General features: G+C 30.3%; 15 protein-coding genes. All 15 read right to left on the reverse strand.

Annotated elements, in window-relative coordinates; translation table 11 throughout:
- Positions 1-65: 65 nt before the first annotated feature.
- The 15 genes from uvrC to H8S10_RS11655 all read right to left on the reverse strand — a co-directional run bounded on the left by uvrC (position 66) and on the right by H8S10_RS11655 (position 19,728).
- A complete protein-coding gene (uvrC, locus tag H8S10_RS11585) occupies positions 66-1,931 on the reverse strand; it encodes an excinuclease ABC subunit UvrC (RefSeq protein WP_186838975.1) in 1,866 nt (621 codons plus the stop codon).
- Positions 1,932-2,179: 248 nt separating this feature from the next.
- A complete protein-coding gene (locus H8S10_RS11590; RefSeq protein WP_055267617.1) occupies positions 2,180-3,736 on the reverse strand; it encodes a penicillin-binding transpeptidase domain-containing protein in 1,557 nt (518 codons plus the stop codon).
- Between the two features lie 3 nt (positions 3,737-3,739).
- A complete protein-coding gene (locus H8S10_RS11595; RefSeq protein ID WP_055267619.1) occupies positions 3,740-4,960 on the reverse strand; it encodes an FtsW/RodA/SpoVE family cell cycle protein in 1,221 nt (406 codons plus the stop codon).
- Positions 4,961-4,971: 11 nt separating this feature from the next.
- Entirely contained in the window at positions 4,972-5,424 is a 453-nt protein-coding gene (locus tag H8S10_RS11600) for an FHA domain-containing protein (RefSeq protein WP_055267621.1), read from the reverse strand.
- A gap of 76 nt (positions 5,425-5,500) precedes the next feature.
- Complete coding sequence (gene uvrA, locus H8S10_RS11605; protein ID WP_186838976.1) at positions 5,501-8,326, reverse strand: excinuclease ABC subunit UvrA; 2,826 nt, start codon at positions 8,324-8,326, stop codon at positions 5,501-5,503.
- 123 nt (positions 8,327-8,449) lie between these two features.
- Positions 8,450-10,417, reverse strand: a complete 1,968-nt coding sequence (uvrB, locus tag H8S10_RS11610; RefSeq protein ID WP_055267677.1) for an excinuclease ABC subunit UvrB — start codon at positions 10,415-10,417, stop codon at positions 8,450-8,452.
- Between the two features lie 414 nt (positions 10,418-10,831).
- A complete protein-coding gene (locus H8S10_RS11615; protein ID WP_186838977.1) occupies positions 10,832-12,094 on the reverse strand; it encodes a PDZ domain-containing protein in 1,263 nt (420 codons plus the stop codon).
- 13 nt (positions 12,095-12,107) lie between these two features.
- Complete coding sequence (locus tag H8S10_RS11620; protein WP_055267627.1) at positions 12,108-13,367, reverse strand: S41 family peptidase; 1,260 nt, start codon at positions 13,365-13,367, stop codon at positions 12,108-12,110.
- Positions 13,368-13,494: 127 nt separating this feature from the next.
- A complete protein-coding gene (ftsX, locus tag H8S10_RS11625) occupies positions 13,495-14,385 on the reverse strand; it encodes a permease-like cell division protein FtsX (RefSeq protein WP_186838978.1) in 891 nt (296 codons plus the stop codon).
- Positions 14,375-15,061, reverse strand: a complete 687-nt coding sequence (ftsE, locus tag H8S10_RS11630; RefSeq protein WP_055267631.1) for a cell division ATP-binding protein FtsE — start codon at positions 15,059-15,061, stop codon at positions 14,375-14,377. The genes ftsX and ftsE overlap by 11 nt, the downstream gene beginning before the upstream one ends.
- Positions 15,062-15,162: 101 nt before the next feature.
- Positions 15,163-16,002, reverse strand: a complete 840-nt coding sequence (locus H8S10_RS11635; protein WP_186838979.1) for a YitT family protein — start codon at positions 16,000-16,002, stop codon at positions 15,163-15,165.
- A gap of 36 nt (positions 16,003-16,038) precedes the next feature.
- Positions 16,039-16,890, reverse strand: coding sequence for a YitT family protein (locus tag H8S10_RS11640; RefSeq protein WP_186838980.1), 852 nt, complete (start codon positions 16,888-16,890; stop codon positions 16,039-16,041).
- A 258-nt stretch (positions 16,891-17,148) separates the two neighbouring features.
- Positions 17,149-18,093 carry a transketolase family protein gene (locus H8S10_RS11645; protein WP_186838981.1) on the reverse strand — a complete coding sequence of 315 codons (945 nt, stop codon included), beginning with the start codon at positions 18,091-18,093 and terminating at the stop codon, positions 17,149-17,151.
- Between the two features lies 1 nt (position 18,094).
- Entirely contained in the window at positions 18,095-18,913 is an 819-nt protein-coding gene (locus H8S10_RS11650) for a transketolase (RefSeq protein ID WP_055267639.1), read from the reverse strand.
- Between the two features lie 461 nt (positions 18,914-19,374).
- Positions 19,375-19,728, reverse strand: coding sequence for a type II toxin-antitoxin system PemK/MazF family toxin (locus H8S10_RS11655; RefSeq protein WP_032120348.1), 354 nt, complete (start codon positions 19,726-19,728; stop codon positions 19,375-19,377).
- Between the last annotated feature and the right edge of the window lie 359 nt (positions 19,729-20,087).

Raw genomic sequence — 20,087 nt, forward strand, 5'->3', positions numbered from 1 at the left:
ATATTCTCCATAGTTAAATAGTATAAATTAAATACTAATATTTAACAAGTGCTTTCACTTATATTCTATTTATTTCCATTAAAGTGATTATATATACTTTCTGCTGCTTTCTTATCTATTGATGATGTTTCTAATATTTCCTCAAGTGTAGCTTCTCTTATCTTATCAACACTTCCAAATTTCATAAGTAATGCTCTTCTTCTTTTTTCTCCTACGTATGGTATATCATCTAATATTGAATGTAACGTTCTTTTATCTCTTAAGCTTCTATGATAAGTAATTGCAAATCTATGAACTTCATCTTGTATTCTTCTTATCATCTGCATTAAATTTGATGACCTATTAATAATTAATTCTGTATTATTATATACAATTCCTCTAGTTTGGTGTTTATCATCCTTAACAAGTCCACAGACTGGTATATCTATATTAAGCTCCTTTAAAACTTCAAGAGCCACATTTACTTGACCTTTTCCACCATCCATCATTATTAAATCAGGAAATACCGAAAATTTTCCTGCTGAAAATTTTATTTTACTTTCTTGTATAGCTTTTATTTCTTCTAATCCGTGAGTAAATCTTCTTGTAAGTATTTCTCTCATGCTATCATAATCATTAGCACCTTTTACTGTCTTTATCTTAAATCTTCTATAATCACTATTTTTAGATCTACCCTCTTCAAAAACTATCATAGTTCCTACAGAATCAACGCCTTGAATATTTGATATATCATATGCCTCAATCCTTGTTGGCCAATTTTCTAAATCTAATAGTTGTTGTAATTCCTCTAAAGAAATTCTATTTATTTCTTTTTCTCTAAAATATTTATCCTTAAACTTTTCTAATGTTATCTTAGCATTGTTTTTAACCATCTCTAGCATTTCCTTTTTCATACCCTTTTGCGGCACTTTAACAAATACTTTAGACCCTCTTTTTATAGATAAATATTCTTCTATTAACTCCTCATCTTGTATAGCTGGTACATATATCATCTTTGGAACCTTGGCTGTTCCTGAATAAAATGAAGTTATAAACTCTTGAAGCAATTCTTCAAGACTTTCATTTGCTGTATTTTCAAATATAAAATGTTCTCTTCCTAAAATCTTTCCATCACGTGAAAAAAATACTTGGATACAACTATCCTTCTCATCTTGATCTACATTAATAAAATCTTCATCGCCTTCCATAGTCTTAAAAATCTTTTGTTTTTCAACTATAGCTTCAATAGCTAAAATTTTATCTCTAAAAGATGCTGCTTTTTCAAATTCTAAATTCATAGATGCTTCTTCCATTTGTGATTTTAAATCTTTAACAACTACATTATCTTTCCCACTTAATATATCTATAATGTTATCTATCATTTTTCTATATTCATCTTTTGATATATGGCCACCACAAGGACCTAGACATTTTTTTATATGATAATTTAAGCAAGGCCTGTACTTTTCACCATTCTCTTTTATTGATAACTTACAAGTTCTTATTGGAAATATCTTATTTATAAGATTTATTGTCTCATATACAGCACTTCCATTAGTATATGGCCCAAAGTACTTACTTCCATCTTTGGCATAATTTCTAGTTACAAAAACCTTAGGAAAGTCATCTTGAAGTGTTACTTTAATAAATGGATAAAACTTATCATCTTTCAATAATATATTATATCTAGGACTATATTTCTTAATTAAGTTACATTCTAAAATTAAAGCTTCCATTTCAGAATCAGTTACTATGTACTCAAATTCAGCTATGTTTTTAACCATAACTCTAACCTTTTCAGAATGATTCTTAGAATTCTGAAAATAACTTTTAACTCTATTCTTTAAAATCTTAGCTTTTCCAACATATATAACTTCACCTAAAGAGTTCTTCATCATATAAACACCAGGCTTATCAGGAAGATTCTTTAAATGATACTCAAAATCAAACACTTAACCACCTCACTCCATAGTTAAAAGTTAAAATATAAGAGTTAAGAGTTTAGGATGAAACTGTATTCAGTTTCTAAAATTATGATATCCCCAAACCTTTAACTCTACAAAATTAATTACTAACTTATTAGTTTTTTCTATTACATCTATTAATTTATATCTACTATAACCTATCTTATTAAGAAATAACTCTAAGAGTGTCGAAAAGTTTCTACACCAACGTTTATAACTTTTCACTCTTAACTAGCTTAATATCCTAAAACTGCTTGTCGTACTACTTGGCTAGCTATTACTGCTGCTGATCCTGCACCACTTTCTCCATTTTCAACTATAACTGCTACTGCAATTTGTGGATCATCCATAGGTGCTGCCGCTATAAACCATCCATGTGGCACAGCTTCACTTCCATCTGGTAAATTATAATCTGCTGTACCAGTTTTTCCACCTGCATTTGTTCCTTCAAAAGCTGGCCATCTATATATATTATTATCTACAAGATATTTCATATAATCTTTTACTGTAGCTGCTACATCTGAAGGAATAGCTTGACGTATTTCTGTACTAGCTATATTTCTAACAATATTTCCATTCTTATCAACTATACTATTTACTAACTTTGGCTTCATTAGTACCCCATCATTAGCTACAGTAGCTGTAACTAGTGCCATTTGCATTGGAGTTGATAATACTGATCCTTGACCTATTCCGCTTTGAGCCATATTTCCTTTTTCGTAATCTTCTAATGTCGGAAATTGACTCGCTGTAGCTGTAAATCCTTCTCCTCTAATTACAGAGTTAAATCCAAAGCTCTCTGCTGTATCTTTTAACTTTTCATTTCCTAATTCCATAGCCAATGTACCAAATACAACATTACTTGAAACCCTATAAGCTCTTCTTAAATCTATAATTCCGTGAACTTCATAAGCAAAGTTATTAAGCTCTGTCCCATCGTCAAATGTTATTTTACCTTCATCATCAAATTGTCTTTCAGCAATTCCTGGAATATTCTCTAAAGCACTTGATAAAGTTACTGTTTTAAATACTGACCCTGGAGGATATATCCCATCTATAGCCCTATTTATAAGAGGAGTATCATCTGCACTTCCTGAATTTGCCTTATCTATCTCTGCATCTAAATCATTTGGATTAAATGTTGGTTTAGACACCATAGCTAAAATCTCTCCTGTTTTAGGATTTATAGCTACTACTGCCCCTTTATTATCTCCTAATGCATCATAAGCAACTTGTTGAAGTGTAGTATCTAAAGTTGTTATTATTCCATTTCCCTCTTTAGTATCTGATTTCCCAACTAGCATTCCAAAATTCATATCATCAATAAATGTCTTAAAGTTTTCTTTAAAATTAAAGCTACCTGTATTAGCCTTATCTTCTTTTAAGTTTCTTATAAAATCTCTTGGATGAACAGTATCTAAAAAATCATTTATTCCATTTCTAAATGTACTATAGTTACTTAGCTCACCATCATAAGTTTCCTCTAATCCACTTAAGCCATATGTTTGATCTATATATCCTAATGGATGAACAAATAAATTTCCATATAGATAATTTCTTTGTTGAGATGTTTCATCTATTCTTTCACTTGTAGCTAAAGCTGTTCCATTTCTATCGTAAATAGTCCCTCTTAATATTTCATTTCTTTTTGCCCATAATCTCACATTCCCAGAATCATTCGCTATATTAGGACCTTTAAACACCTGAAAATATGCTATATAAGATATTAGTGCAATAAAACAAAATAAAAAGATAGTCATAACATGTCTTACACTTTTCCCTAAATCATTCATCCTTTATGCCTCCTCAGAAATCTTTTGCAATATTCCTAATGCAAAGAATGTAGTTAAAATCGAAGAACCACCGTAACTTATAATTGGTAAAGTTATACCTGTAAGTGGTATTACAGTAAATATTCCACCTATAATTACTAGTGTCTGACATGCTATCATTGTACTAAACCCTACTGCTATTAATTGTGAAAATTTATCATTAGTGACGAAAGCAGCTCTTATTCCTCTATAGAATAATAAAAAATAAACTATCATAATTCCTATAGCGAATATAATTCCAAATTCCTCACATATAACTGCATAAATAAAATCTGAATCATTAACAGGTATATACTCTGGATATCCCTGCCCCAATCCTGATCCAAATAATCCGCCAGATGCAATTCCATACAATCCTTGAACTATCTGCATTCCCTCATCATATCTATAAGCCCACGGATCTAACCATACCTTAACTCTTCTTTTGACATGAGCAAATAAAAAGTATGCTGCAGTTGCTCCTACTGCTGATAATCCCAAGCAAGTAAAAACATATTTCTTTTTAGCTGTTGCAACATATAACATGGTTACAGAAATACCAAAGAAAATTAATGCCGAACCTAAATCTGCTTGTAAAACCATACATGCTAAAGAAAACATAGTTACTAAGGCAGGCTCTAATAAACTTTTAAAATCCTCTTTAAAAGTTTCTTTATTTTCATATGTTGCTAAAGAAGATGCTAAATATAATACTAATGCAATCTTACCAAACTCTGATGGTTGAAACATAAATGGCCCTATTTCTATCCAGTTTTTAGCTCCACCTACTGTTGTTCCAAATATCAATGCTAAAGGCATAAGTATTAAAGTAATAATCATATATATCTTTTTATATTTAGCAAAACTTCTTAAATCTGGTAATATAGCTACTATCAATATGTAACCAACCATTCCCAATGTAACCCACACTAACTGCTTTATTGCCAATATCTTATCTAATCTATACAAGGTAGCTATTCCTATTACAGCTAATATACTTGCAAAAATAAGGATGAATTTATCCCCATCGGGATAAAATCTCCTTATTACAAAATGAGAATATCCTATTAATACACATAAAATAACTCCCATAATTATTGCAAATTTATCATAAGGTTGTTCTAAAAAACCTAGATTGACAAAAAGCAGCAAGCATAATAAGTATATTAGTTTTAATAGTCTTTTTTCTTTTTTCAATACCTTCATCTACTTCACCTCTAAAGCTTATCTGCTCTTAGTACTGTAAAAATAGCACTTCCTATTTTTATTTCATCTCCAGTTGTAAGTTTTATTTTTCCTTCAACTTTTTCATCATTTACATATATACCGTTGGTACTATTTAAGTCTTCAATATATAATGTATTATTTTTTGCATATACTCTTGCATGATGTCCTGATACAAATGGTTCAGATAATATAATAGCATTATCATCCATTCTACCTATTGTAACATCACCTCTTATTAACATTACTGATTCCTCTTCAAGGTCCTCATTTCCACCAGCTTTTGTAATTTCAAGACCATATTTATTTAAATTAGGATTTGTATTCTTCTTTCCTCCTGTCTTAACATCCTTGTACATTATTTTTAATGCATAATATATTATTAAGTATAGGATTATGATAAATACTATTCCTGATGCAAATGTAATCAGCCTACTTATATTCATTACTCCACCTCATATTTTTCTTATATTTACCATTATATATTAAATCTTATCTATAAAAATAACAAGATATAGCACGCTATCTTAATATCTTTTTAAGATATTTTCCAGTATAAGACTTATCAACCTTCGCTACTTCCTCAGGGGTACCTGTGGCAATTATCGTTCCACCTTTATCTCCACCTTCTGGTCCAAGGTCTATTATATGATCTGCACATTTGATCATATCTAAGTTATGTTCAATAACAACTACAGTATTTCCTGCATCAACTAATCTTTGTAATATCTCAACTAATCTATTTACATCATCTACATGAAGTCCTGTAGTAGGTTCATCTAATATATATAAAGTCTTTCCTGTACTTCTTTTAGACAGTTCAAATGCTAGCTTAATTCTTTGGGCTTCACCACCTGATAATTGTGTTGATGGTTGACCTAATCTTATATATCCCAACCCTACATCATATAAAGTTTGAATTCTATTTTTAATTCTAGGTATATTTTCAAAGAACTCTAAAGCCTCTTCAACTGTCATATTTAATATATCATCTATATTTTTACCTTTATATTTTACTTCTAAAGTTTCTCTATTGTATCTCTTTCCTTTACAAACCTCGCAAGGTACATATACATCAGAAAGGAATTGCATTTCAATTTTAATAATTCCGTCTCCTGTACAAGCTTCACATCTTCCACCTTTAACATTAAAGCTAAATCTTCCAGGTTTATATCCCCTCATCTTTGCTTCTGTTGTTTGTGAGAATAATTCTCTTATTATATCAAAAGTTCCTGTGTATGTTGCTGGGTTTGATCTAGGTGTTCTTCCTATAGGGCTTTGGTCGATATCTATAATCTTATCTATATTTTCAAATCCTGTTATTTCTTTATATTGACCAACTGGATTTTTACTCTTATTTATTATTTTATTTAGTCCCTTGTATAATATCTCATTTACTAAAGTACTCTTTCCAGACCCAGATACACCAGTAATCATAGTTAAAACTCCAAGAGGAATTTTAATAGATACATTTTTTAAGTTATTTTCCTTTGCTCCAGTTACAGTTATAAAGTTACCATTACCTTCTCTTCTTACTTCTGGAACCTTAACTTCCTTTACGCCAGTTAAATATTGACCAGTTATAGATTCTTTACAGTTTTTAATTACATCAACAGGTCCTGCTGCTATAATTTCTCCACCATGCTCTCCTGCTCTCGGTCCAATATCAACTATAAAATCTGCTTCTCTTATAGTATCTTCATCATGTTCAACTACTATAACAGTATTACCTACATCTCTTAAATTTTTAAGAGTTTCAATAAGTCTATCATTATCCCTTTGATGAAGTCCTATACTTGGTTCATCTAAGATATATAAAACTCCCATAAGAGCTGACCCAATTTGAGTTGCTAGTCTTATTCTTTGAGACTCTCCTCCTGATAAAGTTCCAGAACTTCTAGCCAAACTTAAATAGTCTAATCCTACGTTTAATAAGAAATTCAGTCTACTTTTTATTTCTTTTAATACTTGTTCTGATATTATCTTTTCTTTATCTGATAATTGTACCTTATTTATAAATTCAAGTTCTTCTTTTATTGACATTGTTGTGAATTCATAAATATTCTTATCCCCAATAGTAACAGCTAATGCTTCATTATTTAATCTAGCTCCTTTACACTTTGGACACTTATTATTGCTCATATACTGCTCTATTTCGCCTTTAATAACATCTGAGTTAGTTTCTCTATATCTTCTTTCTAATGCATTTAATTCACCTTCATATGAATAAAGATACTTAGATTTCACTCCATCCTTAACATACTCTACTGTTAGCCTCTTCCCATTAGTTCCATAAAGAATTAAATCTAACTCCTTTTTGCTTAGCTCTTTTACAGGCTTATTTAAATCTAAATCATATTCCTTAGCTAACGCCTTTAATATAGCAAATGTCCAAGAATCTTCCTTAAGTCTTCCTTCTCCCCAAGTTGCTATAGCCCCTTCCATAATACTTAATTCTTTATTAGGGATTACTAAATCTGGATTAAGCTCTATTAAAGTTCCTAATCCATCACATCTATCACACTTTCCAAATGGGGTATTAAAAGAGAATAATCTTGGTTCTAGTTCATTGATACTTATACCACAATCAGGACAAGCAAAGTTTTCACTAAATAAAATGTCTTTTCCACCAATAATATTTACAACAACTAACCCATCAGCTAATTTAAAAGCCGCTTCTATAGAATCTGTTAGTCTTCCTTCAATTCCTTCTTTAATAATAATTCTATCAACAACTGCATCAATATTATGTTTCTTATTCTTTTCTAGTTTTATTTCATCTTCTGCTAGCTCATATATTTCACCATCAACTCTAGCTCTAATATATCCATTCTTTTTAATATTCTCTAATAGCTTCTCATGAGCCCCTTTTTTTCCTCTGATTATAGGAGCTAAAACTTGAATTTTAGTTTTATCCCCAAGCTCCATTACCTTATCAACAATTTGATCCACTGATTGTTGAGATATTTGCTTTCCGCACTTAGGACAGTGAGGAATTCCTACTCTTGCATATAATAACCTTAAATAATCATAAATTTCTGTTATAGTACCAACAGTAGATCTTGGATTTTTACTTGTTGTCTTTTGATCTATTGAAATTGCTGGAGATAATCCTTCTATATAATCAACATCTGGTTTATTCATTTGCCCTAAGAATTGTCTTGCATATGCAGATAGTGATTCTACGTATCTTCTTTGACCTTCTGCATATAAAGTATCAAATGCTAATGAAGATTTTCCTGAACCAGATAATCCAGTAAACACTATTAATTTATCTCTTGGTATCTCTAATGAAACATTTTTCAAATTATGTACTCTTGCACCCTTTACAATGATTTTATCTTTCATAAACTACTCCAATCTTTCAGTATTAACCTCGTATATTACTTATTTTTCACATAATTTCCGACCTTTAACCCCGAACTTGTGTTTGTATATTATTGTAGATATTTCCACGGAAATTGTCAATTGTTATTTCTTTAGTTTCTCTATCATATCTCTAAGCTCTGCGGCTCTTTCAAATTGAAGGTTTTTAGCTGCATCCATCATTTCATCTGTATATTGCTTAATTAACTTCTTCTTATCCTTAGCTGATAATTCAACCTTTTCATCAACATTATAATCTGAAGATTCCTCTGCTACCTTAGTTGCTTCTATTACATCTCTAACAGCCTTAATAATTGTCTTTGGAACAATTCCATGCTCCTCATTATATTTATTTTGAATTTCTCTTCTTCTATTAGTTTCCTTTATAGCTCTATCCATAGAACCAGTGATTCTATCAGCATACATTATTACTTTACTTTCAGAATTTCTTGCAGCTCTACCTATAGTTTGTATCATTGATGTTTCCGAACGTAAAAATCCTTCCTTATCAGCATCTAATATTGCTACTAAAGCTACTTCTGGAATATCTAGACCTTCTCTTAAAAGGTTTATTCCTACCAGAACATCAAATTCTCCTAATCTTAAACTTCTAATTATCTTCATTCTTTCTATAGTCTCTATATCAGAATGCATATAAGTTGTTTTCACTCCTAGTTCAGTTAAATATTTAGTCAAATCTTCAGCCATTCTCTTCGTAAGTGTAGTTACAAGTGTTCTAAATCCTCTTTCAGAAGTTTTAATAATCTCTGCATAAAGGTCATCTATTTGTCCTGTAACAGGTCTTATTTCTACTACTGGGTCTAATAATCCTGTAGGTCTTATTATTTGCTCAGCAATATTAGTTGAATGATCTAACTCATATTGAGCTGGTGTTGCAGATACAAATACTACTTGATTTAGTTTCTTCTCAAACTCTTGGAATTTTAAAGGTCTATTATCATAAGCACATGGAAGTCTAAATCCATACTCTACTAATGAGTCCTTTCTTGATCTATCACCGGCATACATAGCTCTAACTTGTGGTAATGTAACATGGCTTTCATCTATAAACATTAAAAAATCGTCTGGGAAGAAGTCTAAAAGAGTCTTCGGTGCTGTTCCTGGGTCTCTTCCATCCAGTATTCTCGAATAATTTTCTATTCCACTACAATATCCCATCTCTTTAATCATTTCTAGGTCAAAGTTTGTTCTTTGTCTTAATCTTTGTGCTTCTAATAACTTATCTTGAGATGTAAGTTCCTTAAGCCTTACTTCTAATTCATCTTCAATTTTATGTATAGCTTTATCAATAGTTTCTTGTGAAGCAGCAAAGTGAGATGCAGGAAATATAGCTATATGATCTCTTTCACCTAATATCTTACCTGTTAAGATATCAAACTCTCTAATTCTTTCAATCTCATCTCCAAAAAACTCTACTCTAATTCCTTTTGTAGATGATGATGCCGGTACAATATCTAAAGAATCTCCTCTTACTCTAAAAGTACCTCTAGAGAAATCTATATCATTACGTTCATATTGTATTTCTATTAGCTTTCTAATAATTTCATCTCTTTCTTTTTCCATTCCAACTCTAAGTGATATTGTAAGCTTTTTATATTCATCAGGATTACCTAATCCATAAATACAAGATACTGAAGCTACTATTATTACATCTCTTCTCTCAAACAGTGCTGATGTAGCCGAGTGTCTAAGCTTATCTATTTCATCATTAATAGAAGCATCCTTTTCAATAAATGTATCTGTTTGAGGAACATATGCTTCTGGTTGATAATAATCATAATAAGAAACAAAGTACTCTACTATATTGTTTGGGAAAAACTCCTTAAATTCTGAACATAATTGAGCTGCTAAAGTTTTATTATGAGCTAAAACAATAGTAGGCTTTTGTACCTTTTCAATTATATTTGCCATAGTATAGGTTTTCCCTGATCCAGTAACTCCTAATAATGTCTGAAACTTTTCTCCACTCTCTATACCATTAGCTAGACTTTCAATAGCCTTAGGTTGATCCCCCATAGGCTTAAACTTAGAATGTATCTTAAATTCTCCCATTACTTCAACTCCAAACTTTTCATAATCTAATATACTAATTTTACTTTTAATTTTTACCATATTCAAATGTTTTATAAGTGAGCCCCCAAATTTATAATTTGGTTTGGCGAACTTACACATTCGAACGCATGTGAGAGGGTATTTCATTTAACCTTCAGAAATTTCATATTTGGTTGCTCGAACTTACTCATAGAAATTCATATGAGTAGTAATCTTACTTTTTTAAATTTAAATATTTAGTCTGATTCTTCGAATTTAACTGAAAGTCCAAATATCCGATTTATAAACTTTAAGTTGCACTGCAAATGTACATCTACAATGCCTTTCATTAAAATTAATATTAAAATAAAAGAAACTGCACAAAGCAGTTTCCACATTAATTCTTAACTTTTCATATTTAGTTTTTAACAAAATTTACTTCTTTTCTCTAAGTTCTTCTAATACTTTCTTTAAATCATCCGCTCCTACACCTAGTATATCCTCTTGTTTTACCATTTTAGGAACTAATAATATCCCTAACCTTTTGTTTCTAGGTTGTACCAAATATTCAACAACGTTACCTGCATCTTTTTTTATTCTTATCTTTAATTTAAAAATACTATCTTTTGCTAGTTTAAAAATATCTGTTTCTGACTTAACCACTTCATCATTAATAGCTAGAATCTTATCTCCTCTTCGTATGCCAGCTTCAAATGCTGGAGAACTTGGAGCTACTTCTAAAACAGAAATTCCTTCTTCATCACTAACATATATATATTCACCTTTTGCTTCAATTCTTCTTTGATATCTTAAGATACCTTCATAAGCAAGTGGTACATATATTATTGTTAATATTTGTCCTACTATTCCAAAACCACTTATCTGAGCTACACATATTACTGAAATGCCATAAAGTAAAGCTATTGCTCCAGAACTTAATGACTTTTCCTTCTTTTTCTTCGTAAATGTAACAGCATTGTATCCTATAACTCCATAGAAAGGTATTGTAGCTATCATCGCTGTTGTTAAAATACTTAATATATTTGTATGATTAATAATTGGCCACCAATTTGGTGCTGTCATTGTTGTTCCTGATGATATTTGATTATTAAAAATCATAAAAATAGCTATAGGCAATGCCCAATATCTATTTAATGAAAATCCACCTATTATCTTTCCTTCTTTACTTGTAAATACAGGAATTGCACCTCTACTTCCATCAATTATTATTAATATACCTTGAATAATATATATAACTCCTACAAAAGTCATAAGAGATAATATATCAACACTAATAAATGATTTCTGATTTATTAAGCTAGCTAAAATATTAAACACTAAACTTAATATAGCTAATATAGCACTAGAGTATGCAAACTCAACAAATTTAGGTTTGTAAAATAACATTAGTATAGAAATCATAAACACAAACTCTATACCTGAGTTTTCATAAAAAGTTACTCCTAATAAACTTAATATTAAACTACCTAGCGCACCTGCAATTATACCTAATACAATTTGAGATAATGTAAGTTCTAGGGGAGAGTCTAAGCTTTCCCCTAAAGTCATCTTTTGAACAATTGAGATACGTCTATTTTTAAGATAAAACATTATTCCCATAATTATAAGCATAAGCAAATGTAATGGCTCAACTATAGCTGTCGCTACGGATTTTAAAGTATATATTATTAAATCCATATTAGTCTCCTATTTACTTTTCTTTAATTACCTCTAAAGCTTTTTGAAATTGTGGGTCTATATTTCTACTATATTCTACTTCTAATACTTCTTGTGGAATTTCTACAGTTATATCTGGAGATATTCCAGTTCCATGTATATTTTCTCCATCTGGAGTATAATACTTAGAAGTTGTAACTTTTAATCCTCCTTCATTGTCTGGAAGACTTATAAGTTGTTGAACTATACCCTTACCAAAAGTAGTAGTTCCTATTATTGTAGCAGCATCATGATCTCTTAAAGCACCTGTAACTACTTCTGATGCAGAAGCACTTCCTCCATCTACAAGTACTACTAATGGCATTCCTAGTAAATCTCCACCTTTTGATTTTGAAACTACTTTCTGATCATACTTATCAATTGTATAAGTAACGATTTCACCTTCTTTAATAAAATGAGATGCTATTTCAACACATTGATCTAAGTATCCACCTGGGTTTCCTCTTAAATCTAATATTAGTTTTTTCATTCCTTGCGCTTTTAATTCATTTATTTCATCTGTGAATTTTTGGCTTACTTCTTCATCACTAAATGTAGTTATCTGAACATATGCCGTTGAATCATCCAGCATTTCACCTTTTACTGATTCATTTTTAATTTCTGCTCTAACTATCTCAACTTCAAATGGCTCACCATCACCTCTTTGGATAGTTAACGTTACCGGCTGACCTTCTTCTCCCCTTACTCTAGCTACTACTGCTTCAGTATTAAGATCAACTACTTCATAATCATCTACCTTTAATATTACATCTCCAGCTTTTAATCCTGCTTCTTCTGCAGGTGAACCTTCAATTGGTGCAATTATCGTAACTTTATTATCTCTAACACCTAATTGAGCTCCTATTCCATAAAAACTTCCTTGACTTGATTCCATAAAAGTATCAAATTCTTCTTGAGTCATATAAACAGTATATGGATCTTTAACAGCTGATGCCATACCTTTCATGGCTCCTTCTAATAATTTTTGATCATCTATATCGCCATCATATTTTGAATAGATAAGATCTCTTAATGTAAATAAGTACTTATATTTCGAAGTATCTCCTACACTTGATAAGTCCGCGATAGCTTTCTGAGGTGCACCCTTAAAAATAACTCCATTAATGGCTAATACATTTCCTAAATATAATAGTAGTCCATGTGAGGCTAATAATACTACAACTATCAACCCTATCCTTAAAGCCTTTTTTCCTCCCTTTTTAGAATTATTTTCACCTCTGTTCAAATCCTCCATACCTTATACTTCCTTTCGAAATAAATTTTGAAAAATTATCATTTTTTTATATTAAAATATTGATATGATGTATCTACTAATGCAGATACATCATATCAATAAAAAATCCCTAGAAAACTAGATTATATTAAACTATTAAGAATTTTCTTAAAGCTGCAATACTTCCTATTGCACCTACAATTACACCACCAAGTATAAATCCACCTAACATAGTAGTTAATACAAATGCTGGAGTAACTAAATTAATTAAGGACATTGATGATAGTATCCAATTAAATACCCCATTATATGCGAAGTATAAAAGAACACTTGATAAACCTGCTCCTATAGAACCAATTATAATACCTTCAATAACAAATGGCCATCTAATAAACCAATCTGTAGCTCCAACGAACTTCATTATTCCTACTTCTCTTCTTCTAGAGTAAACAGTTAATTTAATAGTATTCATTATTAAGAAAACAGATACTCCTATGAATATTACAAATAATCCTATACCTACTACTTGAACAACCTTAACGAATGAGCTTATCTTTTCAATTTGTTCTTTTTGATTTCTTATACTTTCAACTCCGCTCATTTTTTCAACTGCATTGCTTACTGCATCAGCATAACTTGGATCTTCTAAAGTTACTATAAATGAACTTGGTAATGGGTTATTTGTTAAGTCATACCCTTCTAATATACCCTTATTTTCAGCTAAACTTTCTTGTAAGTTTAAAAAAGCTTCATCTTTTGATTCATATGTAACATTTTTTACACCTGTTTGCTCATTAAGTTTTACTTCTATTTCTCTTTGATCTACCATTTTTATATCATCATTTAAGTATACTCTTATTTCTACTTGAGATGCTATATCTTCAATACTTTTATTAAAATTTAATGCTAATAAAGTAAATGTTCCAAATATAAAGAATGTTATTAAAACAGTTAGCATTGCGGCAAAACTAATAGTTCTATTTCTTTTTATACTTTTTAGGGCATCTACTATAAAATAGTTAATAGTATTAATCTTCATTTTCGTACATCCCCCTCGAATCATCTCTTACAATATTTCCACTCTCTATAGCTATAACTCTCTTTTTCATAGTATCTACTATGTCTTTTGCGTGAGTAGCCATTACTATAGTTGTCCCTGCTGTATTTATATCCTTAAGGAGATCCATTATTTCTTTAGCTGTTTCTGGATCTAAATTTCCTGTAGGCTCATCGGCAATTAATACTGATGGATTATTAACAATAGCTCTTGCTAATGAAACTCTTTGTTGTTCTCCCCCTGATAATTCATTAGGGAACATTTTATATTTATGAGATAATCCAACTAGAGATAATACTGTTGGTACTCTTTTTCTTATTTCTCTTGGTGATGCTTCTACTACTCTCATAGCAAAGGCTACATTTTCATAAACATTTAAGTTAGGAATTAATCTAAAGTCTTGGAATACCATCCCTATCTTTCTTCTGTAATATGGAACCTGCTTTCTTGTAATATCAGCTAGTTTTTTATCTGCTACTATTACATCTCCTGTTGTAGGTTCAACTTCTTTAAGTAACATTTTTATAAAAGTTGATTTACCTGATCCTGAAGGTCCAACTAAAAATACAAATTCACCTGTATCTATTTTAACATTTACATCTGATAGTGCTTTTACATTATTATTGTATATTTTAGATACGCCTTTAAACTCTATCATATCTACACCTCTCCTCCACATGTTCATCCTTATACTATAGGCTTATTATATCATAATAGCATTATTACACCAAGTTTTAAAGTTTTTCCAGTTATTTTCTCTTAATTATATGATTTAAATCCTTCACCTAATACTTCTGCAGATTCGTTTACCGTTATAAATGCTTCAGGATTTTTTTCTTTTATAAATTTCTTTAAAGTTATAAATTGTTTAGTATCTAAAACTGTATATATAATCTTAACATCACTTCCTGTAAATCCACCTTGTGCATTTAACACTGTACAACCTCTATTTATATCTTTAGTTATGTATTCTAAAACTAATTTTTCCTTATTAGTTATGATAAATACTTGTTTACAAGTATTAAATCCATCAATAAATTTATCTATTAATATTCCAATCATAACTACACTAAAGAATCCAAATAATCCTTTATCAACACCAAAAGCTCCAATAGCCATTAAACAAACTAATGAATCTGTAATAAGAACTGCACTTCCAACACCTATTGCTGTATATTTGCTTATTATAGCTGCTATTATACTAGTTCCTCCTGTTGATGCTCCTTCATTAAATACAATAGCTGCTCCCATGGCTAAAATTCCTGACCCAAAAAAGCTAGCTAAAAATAAGTTTTCTGTTAAAATTCCTGGAGTAAAAAATGTTTCAATAATATACATAAATACTGAAAGCATTATAGTTGCATAAATACTTTTAGCTCCAAATGATTTTCCTAAAACAAAAAAGGCTACCACAAATAATAGTATATTAAGTACAAATACAACTATACTTGTGCTTATTCCTGTAAGGCTATTAACTACTAACCCTATACCAGATACCCCTCCTGAGGCAATATCATTTGGAAAGAAGAAATATTCTAATGCTATAGCTGTTAACGCTATTCCAATCGTTATAAGTAAATACTCCTTAATTTTTTTCATCTTTAACCACCCATCCCATCATTAATTATTCATCTCTTACTCTTCATCAATACCTTTAAAACCTTCTCCCATAACCTCATGAACTTCCCCAACTGTTATGAAAGCATTTTTATCAACATCAGCTATAAATCTTTTCAATTTTATAAATTCATTTCTACCTAATATCGTATATAAAAGTGTTGTTTCTTTTCCAGTAAACCCACCTACTCCATTTATAAAGGTACATCCTCTTTCAAGGTCTTCTAATATAAACTTACTAATCTCTTCATTTTTAGGACTTATTATCGTAACTTCCTTACACACATTAAAACCAGCTATAACATTATCAATTGCAAATCCATTTGCTATTACAGATAGTAACGAATATAAACCTGCATTTATTCCAAAAGTAATTGCTCCTAATAGTGTTACAAAAAAATCTACCATTAATAACCCTTTTCCTATATCAATGTGCATAAACTTATTTAATATCTTTGCAATAATATCAGTGCCTCCAGTTGATGCATTAGCATTAAATACTATAGCCATACCCAAAGCTGAAATAATTGTCCCAAAAACAGTAGCTAGCATTAAATCATTCGTTATATTAAAAGGTGCAAACTTTTCCAATATATATATAAATGTTGATAATACTATGCTTGCATATATACTCTTCCCGCCAAATTTACTCCCTATAATTAAAAATGCAACTACATATAGTATAGCATCCATTATAAGCATAAGAACACCTATTGGTATAGATGGCAAATAATTATTTATAACTATTGCTAACCCTGTTATTCCACCAGCTGTAATGTTATTAGGTTCAAAAAAATAAACAACTGATATCGCTACTAATAATACACCAATAGTTAATAATACAAAATCTTTTATTTTATCCGTTCTCATATTCTCTCTCCTTATTAACCAAATTCACTTCTATTAGTTTTACTCATTTATACCTCATTTATCCAAAATATTCTAAAACTTGATAAGAGTCAAGTTTTTCTAATTAATATTTTATTAAAAAAGACCTAAATGTGTTGTAATTAATGGAAATTTTCAAATTATATTTTAACTCTTCTTTCTTTATTATTATCTTATATTAAAAAATTTCTAACTATAAAAGACTGCGATTCTTAACCGCAGTCTTTAGTCATAATTTATCTATTTCTTTAAATTAATTGCTTTTTTTACTTTAGCTACTATATCTTCTGAAGTTAAGTTATACACTTTTAATAATTCATCTGGCTTACCACTTTCACCAAAAGTATCATTTATTCCAACTCTTAAAACTGGAACTGGATAATTTTCAGCTAAAACTTCAGCTACAGCTGACCCTAATCCACCAATTATGCTATGCTCTTCAGCAGTAACTATAGCACCAGTTTCTTTTGCTGATTTTATTATTAATTCTTGATCTATTGGTTTTAAAGTATGTATATTAACAACCTTAACGTTGATTCCTTCTTTACTTAATATATCTTTTGCTTCTATAGCTGAATCAACCATTATACCTGTAGCAAATATAGTTGCATCAGTACCTTCAGAAACTACAACACCTTTACCTAATTCGAACTTATAAGTAGCTTCATCATTAATAACATTAACTGCAGCTCTACCTAATCTTACATAGCAAGGTCCATTATATTCTGCTATAGCCTTTATAGCCGCTCTAGTTTCAACATCATCACTTGGAGATATAACTACCATATTTGGTATACTTCTCATTAATGATAAATCTTCGACTGATTGGTGAGACGCACCATCTTCTCCAACTGTTAAACCAGCATGTGTAGCACATACTTTAACATTTAATTTTGGGTAACATATTGAATTTCTGATTTGCTCAAAAGCTCTTCCTGCTGCAAACATGGCAAAAGTACTTACAAATGGTATCTTACCACAAGTTGATAAACCAGCAGCTACCCCCATCATATTTCCTTCAGCTATTCCCATATTTAAAAATCTTTCTGGGCAAACAGCTTTAAAATCAGCAGTTTTAGTTGATTTTGAAAGGTCTGCATCTAAAACTACTATATTAGTATTTGTATTTGCTAATTCAGCTAACGCTTTCCCATAAGATTCTCTTGTTGCTATCTTCTTGCTCATTTTATCTGTCCCCTCCAATTTCAGCTAAAGCTTTTTCACATTGTTCTTTGCTTGGTGCAGTTCCATGCCATCCAGCTTCATTTTCCATAAATGATACACCTTTACCTTTAACAGTCTTACAAACTATTGCAGTAGGTTGACCTTTGTGATTTTTAGCCTTTTCTATAGCATCTATTATTTCATCAATATTATGACCATCAATAATCATAACATTCCATCCAAAAGCTTCAAATTTTTTATCTATTGGAGTTGGATTCATTACTTTTGTAATATCTCCATCTATTTGTAATCCATTAAAATCTATGAATGCAGTTAAGTTGTCTAATTTGTAATGAGCTCCACACATAGCAGCTTCCCAAACTTGACCTTCTTCTAACTCTCCATCACCTAGAAGTGTATATACTCTATAATCTTTATTATCTAATTTCCCTGCTAAAGCCATTCCAACAGCTGTAGATATACCTTGACCTAATGACCCAGTTGACATATCTATTCCAGGTAAACACTTCATACTTGGATGTCCTTGTAATCTTGAACCAAATTTTCTTAATGTCTTTAATTCTTCTACATCAAAAAATCCTTTTCTCGCTAAAGCACTATATAAAACTGGTGCAGCATGACCTTTAGATAACACAAATCTATCTCTATTAGGGTTTTTGTCATCTGATGGATCTATATTCATTTCTTTAAAGTAAAGAGTTGTTACTATATCAGCTGCTGATAATGATCCTCCTGGGTGCCCTGATGCAGATTCAGTCAGCATTGTTACTATGTCTGCTCTTATATTTTTAGCCATTAACTTTAATTCTTCGGTATTCATAATTTTGAACATCCTCCTTTAATTTATATATATGAAACACTTTCTCCTATTGTTGAATGTGTAAGTTCAGCTAGCCAAATTATATGTACCCTTCGAGTAAAATTTGGAGCTTCACTTATATGAAACACTTTCTCCTATTGTCGAATGTGTAAGTTCAGCTAGCCAAATTATATGTATCCTTCTAATAAAATTTGGAGCTTCACTTAAAAGTATAAATCTATTGTATGTAAAATCTTTAAAAATATTTTACCATAAATACTAATCACTGTATACTACATATTTTTAAAAAGTATATCATATTTTCTTTTATTCGTTATATTGTATATCACTTATTGTTAATTAATTATTTTTTTATCTAATTAACAATATATTTAATATGTAATTATTATATAAAATTATCATTTTACAAAATAAAAGCAGAGCAATTACGCTCCGCTTTAAATTTAATAGATAGTAAAATATTAAATCAATCCTATGCTAATAAGTAATGCTCTATCTACTTTTTTCATATCAGCATCTGTCATATGCCCTATTTTCTCTTTTAATCTTCTCTTATCTAATGTTCTCACTTGCTCTAGCAATACAACTGAATCTCTATTTAATCCATATTCTTCAGACGAAATTTCAACATGAGTTGGAAGTTTAGCCTTATTAATTTGAGATGTAATAGCAGCTACAATAACCGTTGGGCTATATTTATTCCCAATATCATTTTGTATTATTATCACTGGTCTAATTCCACCTTGCTCAGAGCCAATAACAGGGCTTAAATCTGCATAAAAAATATCCCCTCTTTTTACAACCATAGTCGTCATTAAATTCACACTCCGCAAAGCCATTTCTCATATTCATTAATACTGTCAAATTCATACTGTAAGGTTTCAGGTGACGACTCAAATAACTGAGAAATTTCTAAATTAATATTAGCCATCTCAATATATCCATTTTTCATTAATTCATAAAATTCCATATTATTTTTGTCTTCATTATATCTTATTAAATCTTCGCCGATAAATTTCCTATTTTTTTTAAATTCTAATTTATTTTTATTATTGAATCAGGACCACCCGTCAAACGGGTGGTTTGCTCTACGCCTATAAGGCTCTGTCACCGGCTGTGCTACTCGCACGTCGAACGGTTTGCCAACCGCATATTTTCACTGGCTACCCCTAAA

The sequence above is a fragment of the Clostridium sp. NSJ-49 genome (assembly GCF_014287725.1).
Lineage (GTDB): Bacteria > Bacillota > Clostridia > Clostridiales > Clostridiaceae > Clostridium > Clostridium disporicum_B.

Excerpts from the sequence above, each read along its gene's own strand:
- H8S10_RS11590 (WP_055267617.1), bottom strand. The coding sequence starts at position 3,736 with ATGAATGATTTAGGGAAAAGTGTAAGACATGTTATGACTATCTTTTTA.
- H8S10_RS11595 (WP_055267619.1), bottom strand. The coding sequence starts at position 4,960 with ATGAAGGTATTGAAAAAAGAAAAAAGACTATTAAAACTAATATACTTA.
- H8S10_RS11600 (WP_055267621.1), bottom strand. The coding sequence starts at position 5,424 with ATGAATATAAGTAGGCTGATTACATTTGCATCAGGAATAGTATTTATC.
- uvrA (WP_186838976.1), bottom strand. The coding sequence starts at position 8,326 with ATGAAAGATAAAATCATTGTAAAGGGTGCAAGAGTACATAATTTGAAA.
- uvrB (WP_055267677.1), bottom strand. The coding sequence starts at position 10,417 with ATGGGAGAATTTAAGATACATTCTAAGTTTAAGCCTATGGGGGATCAA.
- H8S10_RS11615 (WP_186838977.1), bottom strand. The coding sequence starts at position 12,094 with ATGGATTTAATAATATATACTTTAAAATCCGTAGCGACAGCTATAGTT.
- H8S10_RS11620 (WP_055267627.1), bottom strand. The coding sequence starts at position 13,367 with ATGGAGGATTTGAACAGAGGTGAAAATAATTCTAAAAAGGGAGGAAAA.
- ftsX (WP_186838978.1), bottom strand. The coding sequence starts at position 14,385 with ATGAAGATTAATACTATTAACTATTTTATAGTAGATGCCCTAAAAAGT.
- ftsE (WP_055267631.1), bottom strand. The coding sequence starts at position 15,061 with ATGATAGAGTTTAAAGGCGTATCTAAAATATACAATAATAATGTAAAA.
- H8S10_RS11635 (WP_186838979.1), bottom strand. The coding sequence starts at position 16,002 with ATGAAAAAAATTAAGGAGTATTTACTTATAACGATTGGAATAGCGTTA.
- H8S10_RS11640 (WP_186838980.1), bottom strand. The coding sequence starts at position 16,890 with ATGAGAACGGATAAAATAAAAGATTTTGTATTATTAACTATTGGTGTA.
- H8S10_RS11645 (WP_186838981.1), bottom strand. The coding sequence starts at position 18,093 with ATGAGCAAGAAGATAGCAACAAGAGAATCTTATGGGAAAGCGTTAGCT.
- H8S10_RS11650 (WP_055267639.1), bottom strand. The coding sequence starts at position 18,913 with ATGAATACCGAAGAATTAAAGTTAATGGCTAAAAATATAAGAGCAGAC.
- H8S10_RS11655 (WP_032120348.1), bottom strand. The coding sequence starts at position 19,728 with ATGACGACTATGGTTGTAAAAAGAGGGGATATTTTTTATGCAGATTTA.